This window comes from Tabrizicola sp. (assembly GCF_036781545.1).
In the GTDB taxonomy this organism is placed as follows: domain Bacteria; phylum Pseudomonadota; class Alphaproteobacteria; order Rhodobacterales; family Rhodobacteraceae; genus Tabrizicola.
Genome location: NZ_DAIQAT010000192.1, coordinates 1 through 6,022, shown reverse-complemented (window position 1 = coordinate 6,022; position 6,022 = coordinate 1). Strand labels below are relative to the sequence as shown.

The following is a 6,022-nucleotide window of genomic DNA, read 5'->3' as shown; positions in this document are numbered from 1 at the left end:
GTCTGGACCGACCTTTTCATCCTGGTCGAACGCTGGATCGAGGGCGACCGCAACGCGCGCGTCCGGCTCTACAACCAGAAATGGAACGCCGAGAAGGTCCGCAAGCGCGCGATCAAATGGACGGTCTGGTTCCTGATCGGCCTCGCCACCGGCGGCGCCTGGGTCTTCTACTTCACCGACGCTCCCACGCTCCTGCACAACCTCGTCACCGGCCAGGCCCACCCGGTCGCCTATATCACCATGCTGGTCCTGACGCTGACCACCTTCTTCTTCGGCGGCTTCGCGCGCGAGCAGATCTGCATCTACGCCTGCCCCTGGCCCCGCATCCAGGCCGCGATGATGGACGAGGACACGCTGACCATCGCCTATCGCGACTGGCGGGGCGAGCCGCGCGGCAAGCTTGGCACCACCACGGGCGACTGCATCGACTGCATGGCCTGCGTCAACGTCTGCCCGATGGGGATCGACATCAGGAACGGCCAGCAGATGGCCTGCATCACCTGCGGTCTCTGCATCGACGCCTGCAACGACGTGATGGACAAGATCGGCAAGCCGCGCGAACTGATCGGCTACCTCGCCCTCACCGACGAAACCCGCGAACGCGGGGGCCAGCCGCCGAAAAGCGTGTGGAGCCACGTCTTCCGCCCCCGCACCGTGCTTTACACCGTGCTCTGGGCCGGGATCGGCATCGGCCTGATCGTCGCGCTCTTCATGCGTTCGCCGATCGACCTGAACGTGACCCCGGTCAGGAACCCGACCTACGTCACCCTCTCCGACGGCTCGATCCGCAACGCCTACGACATCCGGCTCCGCAACATGCACGGAACCGAGGCGCAGTTCAGCATCGCCGTCACCTCGGACGCCTTCGTGACCCTCTCGCTGGAGGGACGGGACGGCCTGACCGTCACCGTTCCCGCGAACGAAACCAAGTCGCAGCGCATCTACCTTACTGCCGCGCCCGGCACGCGGGCGGCAGTGGACGACCGCAGCGATGTGCGGATCTGGGTCGAGGAGCTTGGCACCACCAACCGCGTGCATCATGATACGATCTTCAACGGCAAGGATGACGGCAATGGCTGAACTGACCGGCAAGCATGTCTTCGCGATCACCGCCAGCGCCTTCGCGGTGATCATCGGGGTCAACGTCCTTCTCGCCGTCAAGGCGGTCAGCACCTTCCCGGGGCTGGAGGTCGACAATTCCTATGTGGCAAGCCAGGGCTTCAACAGCCGCAAGGCCGCGCAAGAGGCTCTGGGCTGGACCATGACCCCCGGCTACGACAGCGGCCGGATGACGCTGGCCTTCCACGGGCGCGACGGCCTTCCCGTCGCGGTCGAGGATCTGCAGGTTCTCGTCGGCCGCACCACCGAGGCCAGCGACGACACTTTCCCCGCCTTCACCCGCGACGGCGATCTCTATGCCGCCGAGGTTCCGCTGCACAAAGGCAAGTGGATGGTCAAGGTCACCGCCAGATCCGCCGACGGAACGCTCTTCGAACAGCGCTCCGAGCTTTACGTGCGGGGCTAGGCCATGGCGCTGGCCGAAGACTTCGCGGACAGCGGTCGCGCCCCGGTCTCGGCCTGCCCGGCCTGCGTCGTCGTCCCCGCCGCCGAACGGATCGCCGCGCTGCGTGCCGACCGGGCGGGGCGGATCGTCCTGTCGCTTCCCAACGCCGGCGGCGCGCAGTCGATCTCTACCGTCGAGGCCGCCGTTCAGGCCGTTCCCGGCGTGATCTCGGCCCGCGTCAACCTGACCCTCAAGCGCGTCAGCGTCGAGGCCGAGCCTTCCGTGACCGCCGCCCAGCTGATCGAGCTTCTCGCCAGCCACGGCCAGGAGGCGCATGAGCTCGACCCCGGCCTTCTCTCCGTCACGGAAACCGACCGTCAGGGGCGCGAACTGCTGATGCGCCTTGGCGTCGCCTTCTTCAGTATGATGAACGTCATGCTTCTGTCGGTCGCGGTCTGGTCGGGGGCCGAGGATGCGACGCGCGACCTCTTCCACTGGATTTCCGGGGCCATCGCGCTGCCGACGGTGATCTTCGCCGGCCAGCCCTTCTTCAAATCCGCCTGGGCCAGCCTTCGTCAGGGCCGCCTTGGCATGGATGTGCCGATCTCGCTCGCCCTGATCCTCGCCTCCTCGATCTCGGTCTATGAGACCGCGATGTCCGGCCATCACGCCTATTTCGACGCCGCCGTGATGCTGGCCTTCTTCCTGCTTCTCGGTCGCTACCTCGACCACCGCACCCGCGCCGTGGCCCGCTCGGCGGCCGAGGAACTGGCGGCGCTGGAAGTGCCCCGCGCGGTCCTTTTGGTCGACGGCGCCGAGCTGGAAATGCCCATCGCCGAGGTGCAGCCCGGCGATCTGGTCCTTGTCCGTCCCGGTGCGCGGATGCCGGTGGACGGCGTGGTGATCCATGGTGCCTCGGAACTCGACCGCAGCCTCCTGACCGGCGAAAGCCTGCCCGTCCCGGCGGGCGAGGGGACGGTGGTCAGCGCGGGCGAGGTCAACCTCACCGGCCCCCTGACCGTGCAAGTGACCGCTGCGGGCAAGGAGTCGAGCCTGCACCGCATGGCCGATCTCGTCGCCGTCGCCGAAGGCGCGAAGACCCGCTACACCAGCCTAGCCGATCGCGCCTCGCGGCTCTACTCGCCCTTGGTGCATATCCTGTCGTTCAGCGCCTTCGGCTACTGGATGTGGGCGACCGGCGGCGACGTGCGCTATGCGATCAACATCTCTGCCGCCGTGCTGATCATCACCTGCCCCTGCGCCCTTGGCCTTGCCGTTCCTGCGGTGATCACCTCGGCCTCCGGGCGGCTTTTCCGCAAGGGCCTCCTCATCAAGCACGGCACCGCGCTGGAGCGTCTGGCCGAGGTCGATACCGTCGTCTTCGACAAGACCGGCACCCTGACCCTCGGCGCGCCCGAACCTGTGGCGCTGGCCGACCAGCCCCGCGACGCCGTGGCGGTCGCCGCGGCCCTGGCGGCAGGCTCGTCCCACCCGCTCGCCCGCGCTCTGGCCGATGGCGCGCGTGCGCTGGGCCTTGCGCCTGCCGATGTGACCGGCATCCGCGAAATCCCCGGCCAGGGCATCGAAGGCGCCTATCGCGGCGCGCGCGTCCGCTTGGGCCGCGCCGACTGGTGCGGGGCCGAGCCTGTGGCTGCGACGGCGACCTATCTCGCGCTGGGCGGCGAGACCCGCGCCTTCTCCTTCACCGACCGCCTGCGCCCCGGTGCGGAAGCTGCCGTCAAGGCGCTGAAAGCCGCTGGACTGCAGGTCGAACTTCTGTCGGGCGACGCCGAGGCTCCGGTCCGCGACCTTGCCGACCGTCTGGGCATCCCGCGCTGGCAGGCCGGAGTCCTTCCCGCCGAGAAAGCCGCCCGCGTTGCTGCGCTGGCCGCCGAGGGCCGCAAGGTGCTTATGGTCGGCGACGGGCTGAACGATACCGCCGCCCTTGCCGCTGCGCATGTCTCGATTTCCCCCGCCTCGGCGCTGGACGCCGCGCGCGTGGCCTCGGACATCGTGCTTCTGGGTCAGGACATCGCGCCGATTTCCGATGCTGTCCGGATCAGCCGCCAGGCAACGCGACGGATGATCGAGAACTTCCTGATCTCCGGCGGCTACAATGTCATCGCCGTGCCGCTGGCGCTGATCGGCCATGCCACGCCGCTTGCCGCAGCACTCGCCATGTCGCTGTCCTCGATCACGGTCTCGCTGAATGCGATGCGGCTGAAGTAATGGAGATTCTGGCGATCCTGATCCCGGTCTCGCTGCTTCTGGGCGGCATCGGCCTTGCCGCCTTCTTCTGGGCGATGCGGACGAAGCAGTTCGACGACCCCGAGGGCGACGCGAACCGCATCCTCACCAGGGACTGGGACGACCGCCCGAAGCCGTGAGACCCCGCCCCGGACTTGATCCGAGGCCTCGGCCTGCGAAACGAACGGTATCCTGACGTGAAAGCGAGGTCCCGGGTCAAGCCCGGGACGGGGTTAACGCCATACGAACGGCGCAAGCCAAGCCATTGAATTCCTTGGTGGCCGAAACCTGCCCGCGCGCGGGCAGATCAGGCGATCGTCACGCTCGCCGACTGCAATCCCTCGATCTCGACCTTGCAGGTATCGCCCCGATTGAGCGGCCCCACCCCCGCCGGGGTGCCGGTAAAGATCAGATCCCCCGGCGACAGGCTGACCATCTGCGACAGGGCCGCGATGATCGAGGCCGGGGTCCAGATCATCTCGGAAGTCGAGGCTTCCTGCCGCACCGCCCCGTTCACCGAACAGCGCAGCCGCGCCCCCGGCAGCGGTCCCGGCCGGATCGCCCCGACGACGGCAGATTTGTCGAACCCCTTCGCCATGTCCCAGGGCCGCCGCCGTTCCTTCGCCTCGGCCTGCAAGTCGCGCCGGGTCAGATCGTTCCCCGCCGCATGCCCCCAGATCATCGCCTCGGCCCCTTCCTCGGAGACCATCGCGCCCCCCTTGCCGATGGCCACCACCAGCTCCCCCTCGTGATGGAGGTTCTGGGTCGCGGGCGGGTAGGGAATGCGAGAGCCGGATTCGACGACCGCATCGGCGGGCTTCGTGAAGAAGAACGGCGCCTCCCGTTCCGGGTCGCCGCCCATCTCCTTCGTATGCTCGGCATAGTTCCGGCCCACGCAGAAGATGCGGCGGACCGGGAAGCGTTCGGGGCGGCCGGTGACGGCCAGGGTCACGGTCGGCAAAGCCGGGAAGACCAGGGCAACCATCGTCTCAACCTCCCACGGTTTCGCAAGGCACGGCGCGGGCCGACAGCCGGCGGCAGGCCAGTTCTGCCTGCTCTGCGGTCAGCCCCATGAAGCTCGCCCGCCACTTGCCGCCCGATTGTGCGGTCTTGCGCAGGCCCTCGTTCAGTGTGGCGCTTTCCGCCAGCGCGGTCTTCAGCAGCGCCTTCTCGGCCTCGTAGCGCGAGGAATATTCGCCGACATTCACCCCGTAATGCCGTCCGCCCGAGGTGGACATCACGACGACTACTTCCTCGTCCGCGTTCGCCGCAGGCTCGGCGGTTTCCACCGCGTCGAAGATCGGCGCGCTGCGCCGGGTGGCCGGGACCACCGCCGCCAGCTCCACCGGAGCAGGCGCGGCGGTCGCCGGGGCGGCCACGGTTTCCACCCCGGTCACGTCCGTGAGCAGGGTCTCGGGATCGGCAGCCGCGATCTGGGTGCCGGGGTCGGTGACGACCAACTCGGGTTCCGGCGCGGCTTCCGCGACTACGACCTCCTCCACCGCGGGGGCCGCCGGCTCGGCTGCCGGATCAAGGGTCGCCAGCTGGACCGTCATCCCTTCGGGGCGCGCTTTCGGCTTCATGGCCGCGAGTGTCGGGTCGATCTCGGCCACCGCAGCAGCCTCTTCCGCGGGGGGCAGGGCTGCGAGCTGCGTCTCGGCCGGAGGGGCGCCGGAACTCAGCGCCGCCGCCTGCGCCTCGAACGAGCCGGGCGCATCCGTGACGACGCCGGTATCGGCTGCGGCGAGGGCGACGGTTTCCTCGGGCTTGGGCGCGAGCGCTTCAGCCACGGGCTCGACCACCGCCTCAGGCAGATCGGCGGCCGCAAGGGCCAGTTCGGTGTCTGCGGCGGGTGCCGGTGCTGCCACCGCCATCGCCTCGGCCTGGAAGTCCAGCGTCCCTGCCGGGGCAGGCTCTGCCGTCGCCTCGGCCAGGGCGCCGTCGATCCCCTCGGCCATGGCAATCGCGATTTCGTCCGGCACGGCCGGGATCCCGGGCCGGGCCTTGGGACGCGGCGAGGTCTTCACCTCACCCGAGACCCGCACGATCTTGCCCGCGCCGCCCTGGGCGTCGATCTCGTCGATCCCGGTTTCGACCGAGGCCATCAGCGCCTCGTCCAGCGGCGCGGCTTTCGGCGGCTTCTCAGCGACGTTGTTCTTCGCCTTGCCGAAGCCGATGTCCATCAGCTCGGCCATCTTGGCGTTGCGGTTGGCCGACGAGGTGCCGCCGAAGACCGTCGCGATGATGTGCTTGTTGCCGCGATGCGCCGAG

At 68.8% G+C, this 6,022-nt stretch carries 5 protein-coding genes and 1 pseudogene; 4 read left to right on the top strand and 2 right to left on the bottom strand.

Annotated features, from left to right (window positions below; genetic code table 11):
- The 4 genes from ccoG to ccoS form a co-directional block, all read left to right on the top strand.
- A partial coding sequence (gene ccoG, locus V7Q39_RS18695; RefSeq protein ID WP_333818124.1) for a cytochrome c oxidase accessory protein CcoG occupies positions 1 to 1,080 on the top strand: 1,080 nt, incomplete at its 5' end.
- Positions 1,073 to 1,525, top strand: a complete 453-nt coding sequence (locus V7Q39_RS18690; RefSeq protein WP_333818123.1) for a FixH family protein — start codon at positions 1,073 to 1,075, stop codon at positions 1,523 to 1,525. The genes ccoG and V7Q39_RS18690, both read left to right, overlap by 8 nt.
- A gap of 3 nt (positions 1,526 to 1,528) precedes the next feature.
- Positions 1,529 to 3,733 carry a heavy metal translocating P-type ATPase gene (locus V7Q39_RS18685; protein WP_333818122.1) on the top strand — a complete coding sequence of 735 codons (2,205 nt, stop codon included), beginning with the start codon at positions 1,529 to 1,531 and terminating at the stop codon, positions 3,731 to 3,733.
- Complete coding sequence (gene ccoS / locus V7Q39_RS18680; protein ID WP_333818120.1) at positions 3,733 to 3,891, top strand: cbb3-type cytochrome oxidase assembly protein CcoS; 159 nt, start codon at positions 3,733 to 3,735, stop codon at positions 3,889 to 3,891. The genes V7Q39_RS18685 and ccoS overlap by 1 nt, the downstream gene beginning before the upstream one ends.
- Before the next feature lie 167 nt (positions 3,892 to 4,058).
- On the opposite strand, the gene V7Q39_RS18675 is transcribed toward ccoS, so the two are convergent.
- Complete coding sequence (locus V7Q39_RS18675; protein WP_333818119.1) at positions 4,059 to 4,736, bottom strand: fumarylacetoacetate hydrolase family protein; 678 nt, start codon at positions 4,734 to 4,736, stop codon at positions 4,059 to 4,061.
- A gap of 4 nt (positions 4,737 to 4,740) precedes the next feature.
- Positions 4,741 to 6,022 (bottom strand): annotated as a pseudogene (locus V7Q39_RS18670) (hypothetical protein); the annotation flags it as partial.